Genomic DNA, 15,711 nt, shown 5'->3' on the forward strand with positions numbered 1-15,711 from the left:
CGTGGCTGAGATCCAGATTCCTGCTGACATCAAGCCCGCCGACGGTCGATTCGGCGCGGGCCCCTCCAAGGTGCGGGTGGAGGCGCTGGACGCCCTGGCCGCCACCGGCACGTCCCTGCTCGGCACCTCCCACCGCCAGGCTCCCGTCAAGAACCTGGTCGGCCAGGTGCGCGAAGGCATCAGCGAGCTGTTCCAGCTCCCCGACGGCTACGAGGTGATCCTCGGCAACGGCGGCTCCACCGCGTTCTGGGACGTCGCGACCCACGGCCTGATCGAGAACAAGTCGCAGCACCTCAGCTTCGGCGAGTTCTCCTCCAAGTTCGCCAAGGCCGCGAAGCTCGCCCCGTGGCTGGCCGAGCCGGACGTCATCGCCGCCGACCCGGGCACCCACCCGGAGGCGGTCGCCGGAGCGGGCGTGGACGTCTACGCGTTCACCCACAACGAGACCTCGACCGGTGTCGCCATGCCGATCAAGCGCGTGGCCGGTGCCGACGAGGGCGCCCTGGTCCTGGTGGACGCCACCTCCGGCGCCGGCGGCCTCCCCGTCGACATCGCCGAGACGGACGTCTACTACTTCGCCCCGCAGAAGTCCTTCGCCTCCGACGGCGGCCTGTGGATCGGCGTCTTCTCCCCGGCCGCGATCGAGCGCGCCGAGCGGATCCACGCGTCCGGCCGCCACGTCCCGGAGTTCTTCTCGCTGCCGACGGCGATCGACAACTCCCGCAAGAACCAGACGTACAACACCCCGGCGCTGGCCACCCTCTTCCTGCTGAACCAGCAGCTGGAGTGGATCAACGGCCAGGGCGGCCTGGACTGGTCGGTCCGGCGCACCGCCACCTCCGCCCGCACGCTGTACGGCTGGGCCGAGGACATCAAGTACGCCAGCCCGTTCGTCACCGACCCGGCCAAGCGCTCGCAGGTCATCGGCACGATCGACTTCACGGACGAGGTCGACGCGGCCGCCGTCGCCAAGGTGCTGCGCGCCAACGGCATCGTCGACACCGAGCCCTACCGCAAGCTCGGCCGCAACCAGCTGCGCGTGGCGATGTTCCCGGCGATCGACCCGGCGGACATCGAGGCGCTCACCAAGTGCGTCGACTACGTGATCGAGAAGCTCTGACCTTCTCGCGTACGTGACCGAGGGGCGCCCTGCTTATGCGGGGCGCCCCTCGGTCGTGCTCAGGCGGCCGCGCCCCTGCCGAACACCTCGAACAGGCGGGTGAGGCTGTCCTCTTCCCCGCTCTCGGCCGCGGCCCGCCGGAACGTCCGGAGCACCGCGGCGGGCAGGTCCGGATCCACGCCCGAGTCCCGCGCCGTGTGCACGACGTGGTCCAGGCTGGCCACGGCCATCGAGATCCGCTCGACGTCACCGGAGTGCTGCCCCGCCTCGATGCGCGGCGTGTAGAAGTCGAGGAACTGCTCCATCCCGCCCAGCGTCCCGGCCGCGTACGGCGTGATCTCGGAGGGCTTGATGCCGTTGGCGTCGGCCAGCGCCAGCATGTGCAGCCAGGCGGTCAGCGTGGTCCAGAACAGGTCCATCTGAAGCTGGTAGTACAGCGCGGCCAGGCCCGGGTCCTCACCCCGGTAGTCGGTGCCCGTGAGGACCTTCAGGACGTCCTCGTACTGCTCGAAGAGGTCCCGGGGGCCGCTGTAGAAGGTGTCGAACTCCGCCGAGCCGATGCCGGACGGCGGTGTCTGGACTCCGCCGGTGAGGTGGCGTGCCCCGTGCCGGGCCGCCCAGGCGGCACCCTCACGGGCCCGTTCCGGGGTGTCGGAACTGAGGTTGACCAGGACCCGGCCCGCCAGCGCCGGGGCGGCGGGCTCCAGGACGGTGTACATCGCGGCGTAGTCGGTGAGGCTCAGCACGACCACCTCGCTCGCCGCCAGGGCCTCCTCGACGGTGGCGGCGCGCACCGCGCCCCTGGCCACGAGGTCGTCGGCGCGGCTCGCGGTGCGGTTCCAGACGGTGACCCGGTGGCCGGCGTCCAGGTAGGCGCCGGCCATCGCGCGGCCCATGGGGCCGAGGCCGAGGACGGTCACGGGCGGCGTGCTCACAGCGGACGGACTCACAGAGATCTCCCCGAGGACGACGGAACGAAGACGACTGGAACGAACACAACTAGAACGAACGCTCTATCCAGAGAGGAACCTAGCACAGCGACTAGAGCGATCGCTCTAGCTCGGTAGAGTGGTGGCGTGAAGACCAACGCCCCGCACGACCTCGCGACCGCCGGCACCCGTGAACGGATCGTCCGTACGGCCTCCCGCCTGATGCAGCGCCAGGGCTACGAGGGCACGGGCATCAAGCAGATCTCCCGCGAGGCCGGGGCGACGCTCGGCTCGGTCTACCACTTCTTCCCGGGCGGAAAGCAGGAGCTCGGAGCGGCCGCCGTACGCCTCGGCGACGAGGAGTTCACCGCGTTGCTGCGCGAGACGCTCGACGCGGAGCCGGAACCGGAGAAGGCGCTGCCCGCCCTCGCCGCCTCTCTCGCCCAAGGGCTGCGCGACTCCGGCTGGCTCGACGGCTGCCCGGTCACCTCCACCGTCGTGGGCACGGCATCCGGCGCCCCCGGCATCCGGCAGGCCGCCGCCGAGGCGTTCGCCCGCTGGCGTTCGGTCGTCGCCGAGAGCCTGGTCGCGGCGGGCTTCGCCGCCGAGGACGCCGTCGACCTGTCCCACACGGTGATCGCCACCCTGGAAGGCGCCGAACTGGCCTCTCAAGTGGCCCGCAGCGAGGCTCCCTTGGAGGCGGCGGGGCGCCATCTGGCGCGGCTGGTGGCCTCGTACCGCTAGAGTGCGCGGCGCTGCGCCACCGGCATCGAGCGCGCCACCCGGAACCCCACGTCGTCGATCCGGAACGTCGGATGGCTCCGGCGGCGCACCGAGGCGCGGCAGCTCCAGTGCTCGTCGGACCAGCCGCCGCCGCGCAGCACCCGGTAGGTGCCGTAGACCTCGGCGTCGTAGAGGTCCCAGCACCAGTCCCAGCTGTTGCCCAGCATGTCGTACAGACCCCAGGCGTTGGGCTGCTTGCCGCCCACGGGGTGGATGCGGTCGTCCGCGTTGCCGCGGTACCAGGCGATCTCGTCGAGCGGGCCGTAGCGGGGACCGATGCCGCCGGCGCGGCAGGCGTGCTCCCACTCCGCCTCGGCCGGCAGCCGGTAACCGTCGGCGGTGGTGTCCCAGTCGGCGGCCCCGCCGTCGGACCGCACCTCGTACGCCGGGGTCAGACCCTCGCGCCGGGACAGCTCGTTGCAGAACCGGATCGCGTCCCACCAGGAGACACCCTCGACGGGCAGCCGGCCGCCCCGGGCCGTGCTCGGATACGCACCGGTGACCTTGGCGTACCACTCCTGCGTGACCGGCACCGCCGACATCCGGAACGACGCGACCTCGACCGTCCACCTGCGCTCGGTCCGCCGGTCGGACAGCGTGACGGGCCCCGCCGGGACGGCCACCATGTCGTCCAGCACATCGCCCCCCCGCGAGTCGTGGTGCCCCGAGTGACCGCCGATCGCTCCAAGTCACGGGTGGCGTAGGGACGTTGTGAACTTATCAAATGGACAACCTGTGGAGGGCCTGTCATGATCCTTTGGCTCCGGGCCGGGGGCCCGGGGCCGCAGTACAGGTGAAGTCCTGGAGGAATCGATCCTCCGGGGGAGGGACGGAACGGATGATGACTCGAATAACCGGCAGGGCCGGGCGCCTCGCCGTCGCGGTGGCCGGCGCAACTCTCGCCCTCGGGCTGAGCGTCGGCAGCGGTCCGGCGTGGGCCTACATCGAGGCCTGGCAGGGTGACGACAACGCCAAGGGTTTCGAAGGTGACCGTCGTCTCCGCGTCTGCGACATGGAGGCCGACACGAACGCGGTGGAAGGCGAGTACTTCCGCGTCTACGACAACGATTCGAGTCACCTCTGGGACAAGAACGGCGCCGGCCCGGACAACTGCGTGAAGACCGGCGCGGGTGCGATCCTCAACAAGATCCGCGTCTGTGAGCAGCAGTTCGCCAAGCCGGACGCGTGCGGTTCCTGGGCCTACCGGATCTAGAGCGACTGCCGTGCGCCCGTCGCCGTCGTGGCGACGGGCGCGTTCTCGTGTTCAACCACTGCCTTCCTCGCAAGGGACCCCTGGTGCGCAATCCCGTCCTCCATCTGCGTGACGTCCGGCTCGAACTGGCCGACCGTGTGCTGCTCAGCGGCGTAGACCTCACCGTCGCGGAGGGCGAGTCCGTCGCGCTGATGGGGCCCAGCGGCAGCGGGAAGAGCACGCTGCTCTCGTGTGTCCTGGGGCTCATCAGCCCGGACAGCGGAACCATCGAGGTGGCGGGTGCGGACGTCACGTCCCTGCGGGCCGGCGCGCGGGCACGCCACCGGTCGCGCCATATCGGCATGGTCTTCCAGTTCGGCGAACTGCTCCCGGAGCTGACGGCGCTGGAGAACGTGATGCTCGCCGCCATGCTGGGCGGTGTGCGAAGCTCCCGCGGACGGAGCGCTGCCGAAGAACTCCTTCACGATCTCGGCATCTCCGACACCTCGGTGACGACGGGATCACTGTCCGGCGGGGAGCGCCAGCGGGTGGCGATCGCCCGGGCACTGGTCAACAGGCCGTCCCTGATCCTTGCCGACGAACCCACCGGCGCACTCGATGACGACAACCGCGATCGCGTCAGTCAACTGCTGTACTCGCTGCCCTCCCGATGGGGCTGCGGGCTGCTGCTCGTCACACATGACCAGGACGTGGCAGTCGGCGCCGAGCGCGTCGCACGGATCACGGACGGGCGGATCGGCATGGGGGCTCCGACGTGGGGCGGCTGAGCGGGCGCGGCCTGACGCGGCAGCTGATGGCCATGGGGCTACGAGCCTCCAAGGGCGGTCCGGGGCACCGGCTGCGGAGTCTCGCGCTGGCACTGGCCACCGCGTTCCTCTGCTGCGCCGCCGGCACGGTGATCATCACCATGGCGGCGGACAGCGCGGAGCAGAGCCACGCCCGGGCGCGAGCACCCCGGTTCACCGGCAAGTTCCCGGCAGAGCGTGCCGTCGCCCACTGGCGGGAGAGCGGCGACACGGTCGGCGGACTTCAGCACAGTGTCATCTTCATCGAGCCGCTGGCTCCCGGCGCCTCCCCGCCCCCCGGCCTGTCCGCATGGCCACGGCCGGGGGAGGCCGTGCTCTCTCCGGCGCTTGCGGCGGCGGGGCTGCGGGAGGGGATTTCCGGCCGTTACGGACGGGACGCGGGGAGGATCTCCGCTGAAGGTCTCACGTCTCCTTCGGAGCGCCTGGTCTACGTCAGACCGACGGCCGCCAAATCCCCTGAGTGGGACGAGACGATGGAGATCTCCGGCTTCGGCGACCCCGATCCCACACCGTTCGGGGACTCGCTCGGCGTGGTTGACGCCGATGCGTTCCTGGCGGCCGTGCTCGGCTTTCTGGGCCTTCCGGCCGCCGTCCTGACCGTGGTGGCCCTGCGCTGCGGTTCTGCCGCACGTGACCGTCGTACGGCTCTGATCGACGCGCTTGGCGGCACGTGGCGGCACCGGGCCCTGGTGTGCGTGGGCGAAGCACTGTGGCCGGTCGGGGCAGGCGCCCTGACCGGCACGGTGCCGCTCCTGACGGCGGCGTACACCGACATCGCCGTTCCGCTCACCGACTACACGCTCTCGGCGGCTGCCGTTCGCGCCTGGCTGCCTGCCGTCCTCTTCGGCGCGGCCGGTGCGGCCGCCGGAGTGCTGATCGCCTCGGTGCTGCTGCACCGGAAGAGGGGGGACGGCCGTTCCCCCCGCACCCTGGCCAAGGGCCGGGTGAAGCGGCGTTACGCGCTGCTGTGCGCGCTCGGCCTCGTGCTGGCCATGCCGGTCGATCTCGGGCCGCTGGCTCCGGACTACCGCGTCAGCATCGTGCAGTACGCGATCGGCATAGTCCTGACGCTCGCGACCCTGCCCACGTTGATCGCCTGGGCGATGACGGCCCTCGGGCGACGGCTGGCCGGGCGGTCCATCGCGAAGCGGTATCCGGGCGGTCTCATCGCCGGCCGTTGGCTGCACGCGTATCCGGGAGTCATCGCGCGTCTGGTGGTCGCCGTCGTGGTGGGCCTGGGGCTGGTCAGTCAGGTGCAGCTGTGGGTGAGCCGGACCACGGTGGCGGCGACCGAGGCCAGGCAGACGTTCGATGCCCTGGGAGACAGCGTCCTGATCATCAGGAGCCGCGTCCAGCCGGCCTCGCACATCAAGGCGTTCCAAGAAGACACGGGACGCGCTGTGTTCGCTCTGCTCCAGGATCGGCAGGGGCCGGCCGTGCTCACCGGTCCCTGCGCCAGCTGGAAGGCTGCTCAGCTCCCCTGCCCTTCCGCTCGGTCCACCGTCCTTCGCGACGGTGACCGGCGGCTGAGCGAGTTGGGACGCTGGGAAACCGGGACGCCGGACCTGCGCATCGCCACCGGCGACATCCCCACGGCGGGCGCACGCGACGGCATCGCAGAGATCAAACTCGTAGTGATCTCCGACCCGGGCGATGCGTCGGCCGCCGGCACGGTCCGTGAAGCGGCCTACCGCCACCTGGGTACGGCGCCCCTGGTCAACGTCCTTGCAGGCGCGCAGCTGGGTGGCGCCCTGCTGGACGAGACCATCGCGAACTGGGTGACTCTGCTCGGCCTGGGGGGCATGCTCATGGCCGCACTCGCCGCCGCCTTCAGCGCCTTGGCGGAGTTCCAGGTCTTCGGAAGCCGGCTCGCTCCCGTCGGTGTCCTGGCGGGAGACACACACGTGTTCCGGTCCACCGCACTGTGGTACTTGTCCGTGCCGATCGGCGTGGCCGGTTGCGCGGGCGCCGTCGTGTCCGCCGTCCTCGGATATCCGATGGTGACCACGGGCGGGGCGCGCTGGGCTCCGGAGCTCACCGCGGTGACGGTGGTGGGGAGCACGCTGCTGGCGGTCTGCGTCGGCCTCGCGGGAGGCCAAGGAGTGGTCGCCCGGGCCAGGAGCTGGAGACCGGGCGCCGACTGACCGGCCTGCCGGGCCGCATGGAGCCTGATGCGCCCGACGCCGGCCCCGGCACGCGCATCGCACGAAACGACCGCCGCCCCGGCCCACACCCACGCAAGAGGCGCCCGGGAAGCCCCGGGCGCCTCTCTCGTCACGTCAGCAGATGCTCAGCCGGCCGCACTCACCGACCGGACCCCACCATCCCCCGCAGGCTGTCGCCGGCCGCCGCGAGAGCGGGCTGCAGCGCGCTCGGCGCCTGCTGCGTCGCCGGCTGCGGCTTCGGGTCGGGGTTCTTCTTGCACACCGCGTCGGCCACACCGTTGCCGTGCGGGACCTTGCCGTTGGTCAGGTACGTGGCGAGGTGCTTGTCGAGGCAGGCGTTGCCGCTCAGCGTGATGCCGTGGTTGCCGCCGCCCTGCTCCACCACCAGGCTGGAGCCCTTCAGCAGCCGGTGCATGGTGACACCGCCCTGGTAGGGGGTGGCCGCGTCGTCCGTCGCCTGGAACAGCAGCACCGGCGGGAGCTTGCTGTTGGCGACGTTCACCGGCTTCAGCGTCTTCGTCGGCCAGAACGCGCACGGGGCGTTGTACCAGGCGTTGTTCCAGGCCATGAACGGGGCCTTCTCGTACACCGCCCAGTTGTCCTTGCGCCACTGCTTCCAGTCGCGCGGCCAGGAGGCGTCACGGCACTGCACCGAGGTGTAGACGCTGTAGCCGTTGTCGCCGGAGGCGTCGATCGCCGCGATGTCGTCGTAGGCCTTGACCAGCGCGGCGGTGTCGTGGTTGTTGACGTAGGCCGCGAACGTCTGGGCGAGCGTGGGCCAGTAGCCGTTGTTGTATCCGCCGGGTATGAAGATGTCCTCCAGCTCGGAGGCGCCCACCTTGCCGCCGGCCGGCTTCTTGGCCAGGGCCGCCCGCATGGCGTACCACTTGGCCTCGATCTTCTTCGGATTCGTGCCGAGCTTGTACGTGGAGTCGTACTTGGCTATCCACGCCATGAGCGCCTTGTGACGCTTGTCGAAGGCGTAGTCCTGCTGGATGTTGTCGTCGTACCAGACGCCGGTCGGGTCGACGATCGAGTCCAGCACCAGGCGCCGCACCCGCTCGGGGAACAGCTTGGCGTAGACCGCGCCGAGGTAGGTGCCGTACGAGTAGCCGAAGTAGTTGATCTTCGGGGCGCCGAGGGCCTTGCGGATCGAGTCCATGTCCTTCACGGCGCTGACCGTGTCGATGTACGGCAGGACGTCCTTGTACTTCGTGCCGCAGGCCTGGGCGAAGGACTTGGCGCGCGCGAGGTTGGCCTTCTCCAGGGCCGGTGTGCTGGGTACGGAGTCGGGGCGGACCGGGTCGAAGTGGCCCGGCTTGCAGTCCAGGGCGGGCTGGCTCTCGCCCACTCCGCGCGGGTCGAAGCCGATCACGTCGTACTGGGCCGCGACCTCCTTGGGGAGGGACGACGCGACGAACGGGGCCAGCGACAGGCCGCTGCCACCGGGGCCGCCGGGGTTGACGAGCAGCGGGCCCTGGGACTTCGGCGCGGTGTGCGGCACGCGGGAGAGCGCCAGCGTGATCTGCTTCCCCCGTGGCTTCGCGTAGTCGAGCGGCACCTTCAACGACGCGCACTGGAGCGTCGGGGCGTCGTCCGTGCCGCACTTCTTCCATGTGATCTTCGCCGCGGCGGTCGTCAGGGCGGCGGTGTCCGCGGAGTGTGCCGCGCCGGCGTTGGCGGGGGCGGCGGCGAGCGTCCCGGTGAGGACGACCGTGACGCCGCACAGTACGGCTGCGCTTCTTCTCATGGAGTTCTCTCGCAACGGTGAGGGGGGTAGGGCCCGTGAGTGACACGGGCCGTGCCGCATCGTTTCGGAAGAGCGCGCCGCACACGTACGGATTCGACCAAGACTTGACCGAATCGAGTCATAGCCTGCTCTCAGGCACCCCTCAGAAAAGGGGAGTTCCGGCAATCCGGACACGCCCCGGCGTGGGTACGCCCGGCGGGCACCGGGCGCCCCACTCACCCCGCGATCACGTCGCCGTGCAACTCACCCCCGTCGCACCTCCGCCGCCGGGCGCACCGCCCAGGCCGAAGCTCGCCGAACCTCCCACCGGCACGCTCCCGTTGTGCGCCGCGTTGACCGCGGCGACGGTCGTCCCGTTCTGGGTGTGCGACGCGTTCCACATGCTCGTGACCTTCTGCGAGCCGCTCCACGTCCACGTCACCTTCCAGGACTTCAGCGGCAGCGTGCCCGTGTTGGTCACCTTCACCTCGGCGTTGAAGCCGCCGCCCCAGTCGCTGCTGACCGTGTACGCGGCGGAGCAGGTGGCGTTGCCGCCCCCGGGGCCGCCGGGACCGCCCGGGCCGGGACCGGGACCGGGGTCGAAGCCCGGGGCCTTGACGGACGCGAGGTATCCGTCCTTCACCGTGTCGACCGTCTGCCAGTCGTCCTTCAGGATGCCGCCCGTGTCACCGGAGTTGGGGTTCCAGGACCAGAAGGTCCAGTGGAAGCTGTCGGCGCCGTTCGCCGACGTCGAGCGCAGGTACTTCACCAGCTCGGCCAGCCACTTCTGGTCCACCGAGGGCTGGAGCGTCGTACCGAACTCGCCGAGCCACACCGGGGCGATGTTCTGCTTGAAGATGTAGCCCCAGTACTTGTCCCAGATCCCGGGCATGTTGGCCGGGAAGGACGGGTCGGAGAACCAGGACTGCTGGGCCACCGACGTCGCGTAGTCGTGCGCCGAGTACACCAGCCGGTTCGGGACGTCCAGCTGGACCGGATGCTGGGCCACGCCCATCAGGTTGCCGCCCCACCAGCCGTTCGTGCCGTTGTACGACTGCACGCCCTCGACCATGATCAGCAGCTCGGGGTTGACCGACAGCACCGCGTTGCCCGCGCGCTGGGCGGCCAGGCGCCAGTCGCGGGAGGTGTCGCCGCAGCCCCAGCAGGCCGGGTCGTGGGGCTCGTTGTGCAGGTCGATGCCGACCACGGTGGAGTTGCCCTTGTAACGCGTCGCCAGGGCCTTGAGGTTGGCGATCCACGTCGACTCGGGGACCGACGCCGTGTACCAGAGGGCCGACTGGCCCGCCGCGTCCGGCCGGTGCCGGTCCAGGACGACCTTCAGGCCGGACTGGCCCGCGTAGGCGACGATCCTGTCCAGGACCTGGAGGGACGTCAGCCCGCGCAGGTCCGTGTTCTTGCCGTCGGTGTTGATGCTGTCCGGCATGGTGCCGGGCTTGAGGATGTCGTCGCTGTAGGGCATGCGGATGGTGTTGTAGCCCAGCGACTTCATCTGGTCGATCATGCTCTTGTAGTCGCGGGCCCACAGTCCGTGGACGACGTGGTTGGCGGTCTCGAAGCCGAACCAGTTGACGCCGGCGATACGGACGGGCTGTCCGGCTGCGTCCAGGATCTGCCGGCCACTGGTGTGCCAGTAGCCGGCACCTGCCTGCGCGTCGACGTCGGCGAATGCCGACGACTGCGTACCGGCCAGGGGCAACAGGAGCGCCGCGGCGACGCACAGCGCTCTTCGCAGAGTGCGGAACATGGCTGCTTCCTCTCGGGGAGGCGCGGCCCCGGAACGGGTGGGAGCGCTCCCATCCATGCCGCGCACTTCCCAGGAAACGGACGCACCATGAGCACGTCAAGAGGGTGGGCGTTCACTCGTCACGCCGCTCGGGCCTGCGCGGGGTGCGGTGGCACCGTCGACAAACCCGCGGACCGCTACGGCCACGTCCCGGCCTCGGCCGGGCCGGCAGCCGCCGAAGACGGATGCCGTCCGGGTCGCACGAGTGCGGCGATCCGCTCCACGGCCTCCTCGATCTGAACCAGGCACTGCTGCACTTGGGGCGGGGGTGCGCCAAGGGGGTCCATCACATCCACCTCACCCATACGGGCCGACACGGCACCACGGCGGGCGGCCGCACCCTGCACGAGGGCGGCAAACCGTGCGGCCGGATCCAGCGTGCCGACGGCGTCCTCGGACCGCGCCAGCCTGGCGAACTCCCGGAAGGTGAACGCACGGGACAACGCACGCACCGGGGAGAGCCGCACGGCGGCCTCACGATGCTCCCGCGCGGCACCCAGCACCAGGTCCGCGTTCTCGACCATGTCCGCGGTCAGCCGGCGGGAGCCCACCCCGCAGGGCCGCAGGCCGCGTCCGGCGAGGAATGAGGTGACAGCAGCAGCCGCGGGCACACCCGCGACGGCCCGGGTGCCGGCACTGCTCACGTGGATCACGTGCCGATGCTCGATCAGCTGATGCCGGAGCAGGCACTCGGCAAGCGTGGAGCGGTAGAGGTTGCCGGTGCAGACCACGAGTACGCGGAACGGGGACACGCACCCTCCAGAAGGGGAAGAAGAGCAGATCAGGACGTGCGTCGCGGGCGGGTGTCCCCGCGGTTCACGCCGGACGAGCCGGGGGCGGTCGCCGCGGGTCTGCCAACCGCATAGCGCATATCGGGCGACTTCGGTCCTCGAAGCGGGGGAAATGACGGCCAGTCCGGTGATCCATATACGCCATAGAGCGCTACATCTCCCAAAGGTGCCTAAAAGATCTCATTCAGCGTTATCTATGCACATACCGTACTCGGGGTCGGACCATGCCGTCGCCTGACTGCACTTAGAGGAGCGTGAAAGCGATGACGGCGTCATCGAAGTGTCGTGCCGCCTTGGCGACCGCGGCAGCCTCTGCTGTCCTGGCCGCAGTCCCCGTCATCGGGGCCCAACCTGCCCACTCCCAGCCATATCCGCCCGGTCCTCCAACCCTGACCCTCACCGCCACCACGGTCGTCGCGGGAGACGACCTCGGCTTCACTGGGACCGGGTTCATGCCGACCGAGGGGGTGAACGCATTCCTGTTCTCGAAGCCGGTCAAGCTGGGCCGCTTCACCGCCGACGCGAACGGCACGGTGAAGGGCACCGTCACCATCCCCAAGTGGACGGATCCGGGCAAGCACTACTTCCGTCTCAAGGGAGTGGAATCGAAACGGTCCTTGGGGGCCAAGATCATCGTTCGCCCGCACAGGCCTCACCTTGCCGACACCGGTGAGGACCGCTCGCTCGTCATGGTGGGCGGAACCGCGGCGCTGCTGGCGCTCGGGGCCGGCACGATGATGGCCGTCCGGCGGCGGAAGCACAACTGACCACCCGCCCATCGGACAGTCGCGAGGCCTGCGCATTGCGGGCGCCGGACAGCGGATCCCCCGACGCATCCGTCGGGGGATCCGCTGTCGGCTGCCCCCCGGCCCGCCTGAGGCAGCTCCCCGGGGAACGCCGGACTGCAGTTGCCCCTCACGCACGTCGAACGGGAAGCCCGGTGGGCTGAGCCGGTCGACGTGCCGCGCCCACCAGGACGACCCGTGCGCCGTCGCGGGACCGGAGGCGTCGAGGAGCGGCGCCCGTGGCGTCGCGCCGCTCATGGCACCGGAGGGCGACTCGCCTCCGGCCCGGCTCCGGCCGTCGCGCAGACCGTCAGCGCCGCAGCGTGCCGGACTCCAGGTTCTCCACGTACCAGGCGTACGTCCGGGCGATCCCTTCCCGCAGGCCGATACGAGGAGCCCAGCCGAGCGTGGTGAGCCGGGATACGTCAAGGAGCTTGCGCGGAGTACCGTCCGGCTGCTCCGTGTCCCACTCGACGCTCCCCCGGTACCCTGCGACGTCCGCGACGAGCTCCGCCAGCTCCCGGACGGTCAGGTCCGTGCCGGTGCCGACGTTGACCGGACCGTCCGCGTCGTAGTGCTCGATCAGGTGCAGACACGCCCGTGCCAGATCGTCCGCATGGAGGAACTCCCGACGGGGTGTGCCGCTGCCCCAGTTCACCACCCGTCGCGCACCCGACTTCTTCGCCTCGTGGAAGCGCCGGATCAGGGACGGCAGTACGTGAGAGCGCTCGGGGTGGAAGTTGTCGCCCGGCCCGTACAGGTTGGTCGGCATGGCGGAGATCCAGGGCAGCCCGTACTGCCGCCGTACCGCCTGCACATGCAGAATGCCGGCGATCTTGGCGATGGCGTAGGCGTCGTTGGTCGGCTCCAGAGGCCCCGTCAGCAGCGCCTCCTCGCGGATCGGCTGCTCGGCGAACTTCGGGTAGATGCAACTGGACCCCAGGAACAGCAGCCGCTCCACCCCGTGCTCCAGAGCCGCGTCCAGCACGTTCACCTGGATGCGCAGGTTGTCGGAGAGGAACTCGGCGGGCCGGGTGGCGTTCGCCTTGATCCCACCCACCCGCGCCGCGGCCAGCACCACCACGTCCGGGCGCCTGGCCTCGAACCAGTCGGACACCGCCCGCCGCTGCCTCAGGTCCAGCTCCGCCGAGCCGGGCGCGACCACGTCGGTGAACCCCTCATGGCGGAGTTCCCTGCGCACCGCCGAACCGGCCAGCCCGGAGCCTCCGGCCACGAACACACGCGCCGAGCGGTCGAGGGGGCGGTGCACCCTGCCCTCCGGCACCGGGGCGGGTGCGTGGACCGCCGAGGCGGCCGGGACTGCGGCACCGGTATCAGTACAGGCGCTCATGGGCTCGATGCCCTCCTTCACGGACGGTGTGTCAAGAGGTGCCGCTTCTCGCGGCTCCGGCAAACGGACCACTCATGAGCCGAGCAGCGCCGGTACACAACGCTTGAAAACGCGACACAACGGTATGAAGCGGATGATAGCGCCGATTTCCGTATTCTTGCCGGGGGTGCCGGAGGTGCCGGAGGCGCCCGAGTCCGGGGTCGCGTCCTGTCCGTCCTGACGGTTCTGCCCGAAGAGAAGGCGCGTGCCGTCGAGACGGGCATCGCCGCACGACATGTGGCCAAGAGGAAGCAGCATGCTGAAGACGAAGATCGCCGATCCCACGAGGCCCGGATCCCTTGCCCATTCGGCTCGCGCCAAGCGCTGGGACGAACTGCTGCGATGCTTTCCCGACCTGGCCGAGATGCACGTTCTCGACCTCGGCGGCACCCCGACCGCCTGGCGTGGCGCACCCGTTCGGCCGGCGCACGTGGTGACCGTCAACCTCGACCCGCGCACCGCCCGGCATGCCGAGTCCGGCATCACGCCGGTCGTCGGGGACGCGTGCGACCTCTCGCTGCCGACGCACATGGTCACCCGGCGATTCGACCTCGTGTACTCGAACTCCGTCCTGGAGCACGTGGGAGGGCACTACCGGCGGCGGCAGTTCGCCGACACGGTGCACAGCCACGCGGACCACCACTGGGTGCAGACCCCCTACCGCTATTTCCCCGTCGAACCCCACTGGCTGTTCCCAGGGCTGCAGTGGCTCCCGTTCCGGGCTCGCGTCGCCGTGTCCCGGCGCTGGCCGCACGGACACGTCCCCCGCGCGGGTCGTGCGCAGGCCACCCGCGACGTCCAGGAGGTCGAGCTGCTGTCCGCGGCAGAGATGCGGTCCTACTTCCCCGCTTCCAGCATCTGGTTCGAACGCTTCGCGGGGCTCCCCAAATCACTGGTCGCGAGGAAGTGAGCCGTGCCCGCCGTCCTCCCCCGCTCAGGTGTGTTTCCCACCCCCACAGCCCAGCAGAAGGAGTCCGCATGACGGACAAGACGGCGCTCATCACCGGCATCACCGGCCAGGACGGCTCCTACCTGGCAGAACTACTGCTGGAGAAGGGGTACGTGGTGCACGGAATCGTCCGCCGCGCCTCGACCTTCAACACGCAGCGCATCGAGCACCTCTACCGGGATCCGCACGACCCCGAGGCGCGCCTCTTCCTGCACTACGGCGACCTGACCGACGGAACCCGGATCGCGGGGCTGCTGGAGCGCCTGCGACCCGACGAGGTCTATCATCTGGCTGCCCAGTCCCACGTACGGGTGTCCTTCGACGAGCCGGAGTTCACCGGGGACTCCACCGGGCTGGGCACCACGCGGCTGCTCGAGGCCGTCAGGACGACGGGCCTGCCCTGCCGGTTCTACCAGGCATCCAGCTCCGAGATGTTCGGTGCCTCCCCGCCGCCTCAGCACGAGGGCACCGCCTTCCACCCCCGCTCCCCGTACGGGGTCGCCAAGGTGTACGCGTACTGGGCGACGCGCAACTACCGGGAGGCGTACGGGATGTACGCCGTCAACGGCATCCTGTTCAACCACGAGTCCCCTCGCCGCGGCCCGACCTTCGTCACCCGCAAGGTGGCCACGGCCGCCGCACGCATCAAGGCCGGCCTGGAGGACGTCGTCTACCTGGGCAACCTCGACGCCCGACGGGACTGGGGATACGCGGCGGAATACGTCGAGGCCATGTGGCGGATGCTGCAACAGGACGAACCGGACGACTACGTGGTCGCCACCGGCGTCAGCCACAGCGTGCGCGACTTCGTCGAGCAGTGCTTCGCCCACGTCGGCCTCGACTGGCGCGACCATGTGCGGTTCGACGAGCGGTACCTGAGACCGACCGAGGTGGACGACCTCGTCGGAGACGCCTCCAAGGCCGAGCGGATCCTGGGATGGCGCCCGACGGTGCGCGCTCCGGAATTGGCCCGGCTCATGGTCGACGCCGAGATCGCGGCCCTGTCCCCGGCGCCTGCCGCCCCCGTCGGCGCGCCCGCCGCTCCGTCGGCGCCGGAGTTGGTCGGGCGGTGACGCGCGCAGAGAGCCCGGCTCCACCGGAGGTGGCCGTCCTGACGCGGGAACAACCCCGCGGGCGGGGGTGGCACTTCTGCCGTAGCCCTTTCGGGGTTTGGTCGCCGCTCCTCTCCTCCCCGTGTGCGAGGACGGTGGTCACCGGGTGCGGACGCGACGGTCTCCGGCCGGCTG

At 70.3% G+C, this 15,711-nt stretch carries 15 protein-coding genes; 8 read left to right on the forward strand and 7 right to left on the reverse strand.

Translation table 11 applies throughout. The annotated features are described in order from the left end of the window. The first annotated feature begins 1 nt into the window (after nucleotide 1). Nucleotides 2-1,120: a phosphoserine transaminase gene (serC, locus tag RFN52_RS17620; protein ID WP_184847596.1), complete on the forward strand. Its 1,119-nt coding sequence runs from the start codon at nucleotides 2-4 to the stop codon at nucleotides 1,118-1,120. 59 nt (nucleotides 1,121-1,179) lie between these two features. Here serC and RFN52_RS17625 read toward each other — a convergent pair whose 3' ends face one another. Continuing rightward, nucleotides 1,180-2,055 carry an NAD(P)-dependent oxidoreductase gene (locus tag RFN52_RS17625; RefSeq protein ID WP_374050218.1) on the reverse strand — a complete coding sequence of 292 codons (876 nt, stop codon included), beginning with the start codon at nucleotides 2,053-2,055 and terminating at the stop codon, nucleotides 1,180-1,182. A 141-nt stretch (nucleotides 2,056-2,196) separates the two neighbouring features. Here RFN52_RS17625 and RFN52_RS17630 point away from each other — a divergent pair, with 141 nt between their 5' ends. Beyond that, complete coding sequence (locus RFN52_RS17630) at nucleotides 2,197-2,793, forward strand: TetR/AcrR family transcriptional regulator (protein ID WP_311240982.1); 597 nt, start codon at nucleotides 2,197-2,199, stop codon at nucleotides 2,791-2,793. Here RFN52_RS17630 and RFN52_RS17635 read toward each other — a convergent pair. Next, nucleotides 2,790-3,458 (reverse strand): formylglycine-generating enzyme family protein, encoded by a 669-nt coding sequence (locus RFN52_RS17635; RefSeq protein ID WP_184853936.1) that lies wholly within the window; start codon nucleotides 3,456-3,458, stop codon nucleotides 2,790-2,792. The two genes, RFN52_RS17630 and RFN52_RS17635, sit on opposite strands and share 4 nt — an antisense overlap. A gap of 212 nt (nucleotides 3,459-3,670) precedes the next feature. Here RFN52_RS17635 and RFN52_RS17640 point away from each other — a divergent pair, with 212 nt between their 5' ends. The 3 genes from RFN52_RS17640 to RFN52_RS17650 all read left to right on the forward strand — a co-directional run bounded on the left by RFN52_RS17640 (nucleotide 3,671) and on the right by RFN52_RS17650 (nucleotide 6,995). Further along, nucleotides 3,671-4,045: a hypothetical protein gene (locus RFN52_RS17640; RefSeq protein WP_184847597.1), complete on the forward strand. Its 375-nt coding sequence runs from the start codon at nucleotides 3,671-3,673 to the stop codon at nucleotides 4,043-4,045. Between the two features lie 83 nt (nucleotides 4,046-4,128). Then, on the forward strand, nucleotides 4,129-4,812 hold the full coding sequence (locus RFN52_RS17645; RefSeq protein ID WP_229856725.1) for an ABC transporter ATP-binding protein: 684 nt from the start codon (nucleotides 4,129-4,131) through the stop codon (nucleotides 4,810-4,812). Beyond that, on the forward strand, nucleotides 4,800-6,995 hold the full coding sequence (locus RFN52_RS17650) for a hypothetical protein (protein ID WP_184847598.1): 2,196 nt from the start codon (nucleotides 4,800-4,802) through the stop codon (nucleotides 6,993-6,995). The genes RFN52_RS17645 and RFN52_RS17650 overlap by 13 nt, the downstream gene beginning before the upstream one ends. Before the next feature lie 160 nt (nucleotides 6,996-7,155). Here RFN52_RS17650 and RFN52_RS17655 read toward each other — a convergent pair whose 3' ends face one another. The 3 genes from RFN52_RS17655 to RFN52_RS17665 all read right to left on the reverse strand — a co-directional run bounded on the left by RFN52_RS17655 (nucleotide 7,156) and on the right by RFN52_RS17665 (nucleotide 11,301). Continuing rightward, nucleotides 7,156-8,766, reverse strand: a complete 1,611-nt coding sequence (locus RFN52_RS17655; protein ID WP_184847599.1) for an alpha/beta hydrolase — start codon at nucleotides 8,764-8,766, stop codon at nucleotides 7,156-7,158. Nucleotides 8,767-8,992: 226 nt separating this feature from the next. Further along, a complete protein-coding gene (locus RFN52_RS17660; protein WP_184847600.1) occupies nucleotides 8,993-10,510 on the reverse strand; it encodes a cellulase family glycosylhydrolase in 1,518 nt (505 codons plus the stop codon). Between the two features lie 176 nt (nucleotides 10,511-10,686). Further along, nucleotides 10,687-11,301, reverse strand: a complete 615-nt coding sequence (locus RFN52_RS17665) for an arsenate reductase/protein-tyrosine-phosphatase family protein (RefSeq protein WP_184847601.1) — start codon at nucleotides 11,299-11,301, stop codon at nucleotides 10,687-10,689. Nucleotides 11,302-11,792: 491 nt separating this feature from the next. Here RFN52_RS17665 and RFN52_RS17670 point away from each other — a divergent pair, with 491 nt between their 5' ends. Then, nucleotides 11,793-12,107 carry an LPXTG cell wall anchor domain-containing protein gene (locus RFN52_RS17670; RefSeq protein WP_184847602.1) on the forward strand — a complete coding sequence of 105 codons (315 nt, stop codon included), beginning with the start codon at nucleotides 11,793-11,795 and terminating at the stop codon, nucleotides 12,105-12,107. A 328-nt stretch (nucleotides 12,108-12,435) separates the two neighbouring features. Here RFN52_RS17670 and RFN52_RS17675 read toward each other — a convergent pair whose 3' ends face one another. Together RFN52_RS17675 and RFN52_RS17680 are read right to left on the reverse strand one after the other, a co-directional pair. Continuing rightward, a complete protein-coding gene (locus RFN52_RS17675; protein ID WP_184847603.1) occupies nucleotides 12,436-13,476 on the reverse strand; it encodes a GDP-L-fucose synthase family protein in 1,041 nt (346 codons plus the stop codon). A 72-nt stretch (nucleotides 13,477-13,548) separates the two neighbouring features. After that, nucleotides 13,549-13,773 (reverse strand): hypothetical protein, encoded by a 225-nt coding sequence (locus tag RFN52_RS17680; protein WP_184847604.1) that lies wholly within the window; start codon nucleotides 13,771-13,773, stop codon nucleotides 13,549-13,551. Between RFN52_RS17680 and RFN52_RS17685 the strand changes: the two genes are divergently transcribed. Both RFN52_RS17685 and gmd read left to right on the forward strand, forming a co-directional pair. Then, complete coding sequence (locus RFN52_RS17685) at nucleotides 13,772-14,425, forward strand: SAM-dependent methyltransferase (protein ID WP_184847605.1); 654 nt, start codon at nucleotides 13,772-13,774, stop codon at nucleotides 14,423-14,425. The genes RFN52_RS17680 and RFN52_RS17685 overlap by 2 nt on opposite strands. Nucleotides 14,426-14,493: 68 nt before the next feature. Further along, a complete protein-coding gene (gene gmd / locus RFN52_RS17690) occupies nucleotides 14,494-15,537 on the forward strand; it encodes a GDP-mannose 4,6-dehydratase (protein ID WP_184847606.1) in 1,044 nt (347 codons plus the stop codon). Nucleotides 15,538-15,711: the final 174 nt, after the last annotated feature.

Origin of the sequence: Streptomyces collinus (genome assembly GCF_031348265.1) — a bacterium.
Lineage (GTDB): Bacteria > Actinomycetota > Actinomycetes > Streptomycetales > Streptomycetaceae > Streptomyces > Streptomyces collinus.

Bases quoted from the DNA above. Each gene is read 5' to 3' on its own strand.
- RFN52_RS17635 (WP_184853936.1), bottom strand. From the start codon at position 3,458: ATGGTGGCCGTCCCGGCGGGGCCCGTCACGCTGTCCGACCGGCGGACC.
- RFN52_RS17640 (WP_184847597.1), top strand. From the start codon at position 3,671: ATGATGACTCGAATAACCGGCAGGGCCGGGCGCCTCGCCGTCGCGGTG.
- RFN52_RS17655 (WP_184847599.1), bottom strand. From the start codon at position 8,766: ATGAGAAGAAGCGCAGCCGTACTGTGCGGCGTCACGGTCGTCCTCACC.
- RFN52_RS17660 (WP_184847600.1), bottom strand. From the start codon at position 10,510: ATGTTCCGCACTCTGCGAAGAGCGCTGTGCGTCGCCGCGGCGCTCCTG.
- RFN52_RS17670 (WP_184847602.1), top strand. From the start codon at position 11,793: ATGCCGACCGAGGGGGTGAACGCATTCCTGTTCTCGAAGCCGGTCAAG.
- RFN52_RS17675 (WP_184847603.1), bottom strand. From the start codon at position 13,476: ATGAGCGCCTGTACTGATACCGGTGCCGCAGTCCCGGCCGCCTCGGCG.
- RFN52_RS17685 (WP_184847605.1), top strand. From the start codon at position 13,772: ATGCTGAAGACGAAGATCGCCGATCCCACGAGGCCCGGATCCCTTGCC.
- RFN52_RS17680 (WP_184847604.1), bottom strand. From the start codon at position 13,773: ATGCTGCTTCCTCTTGGCCACATGTCGTGCGGCGATGCCCGTCTCGAC.
- gmd (WP_184847606.1), top strand. From the start codon at position 14,494: ATGACGGACAAGACGGCGCTCATCACCGGCATCACCGGCCAGGACGGC.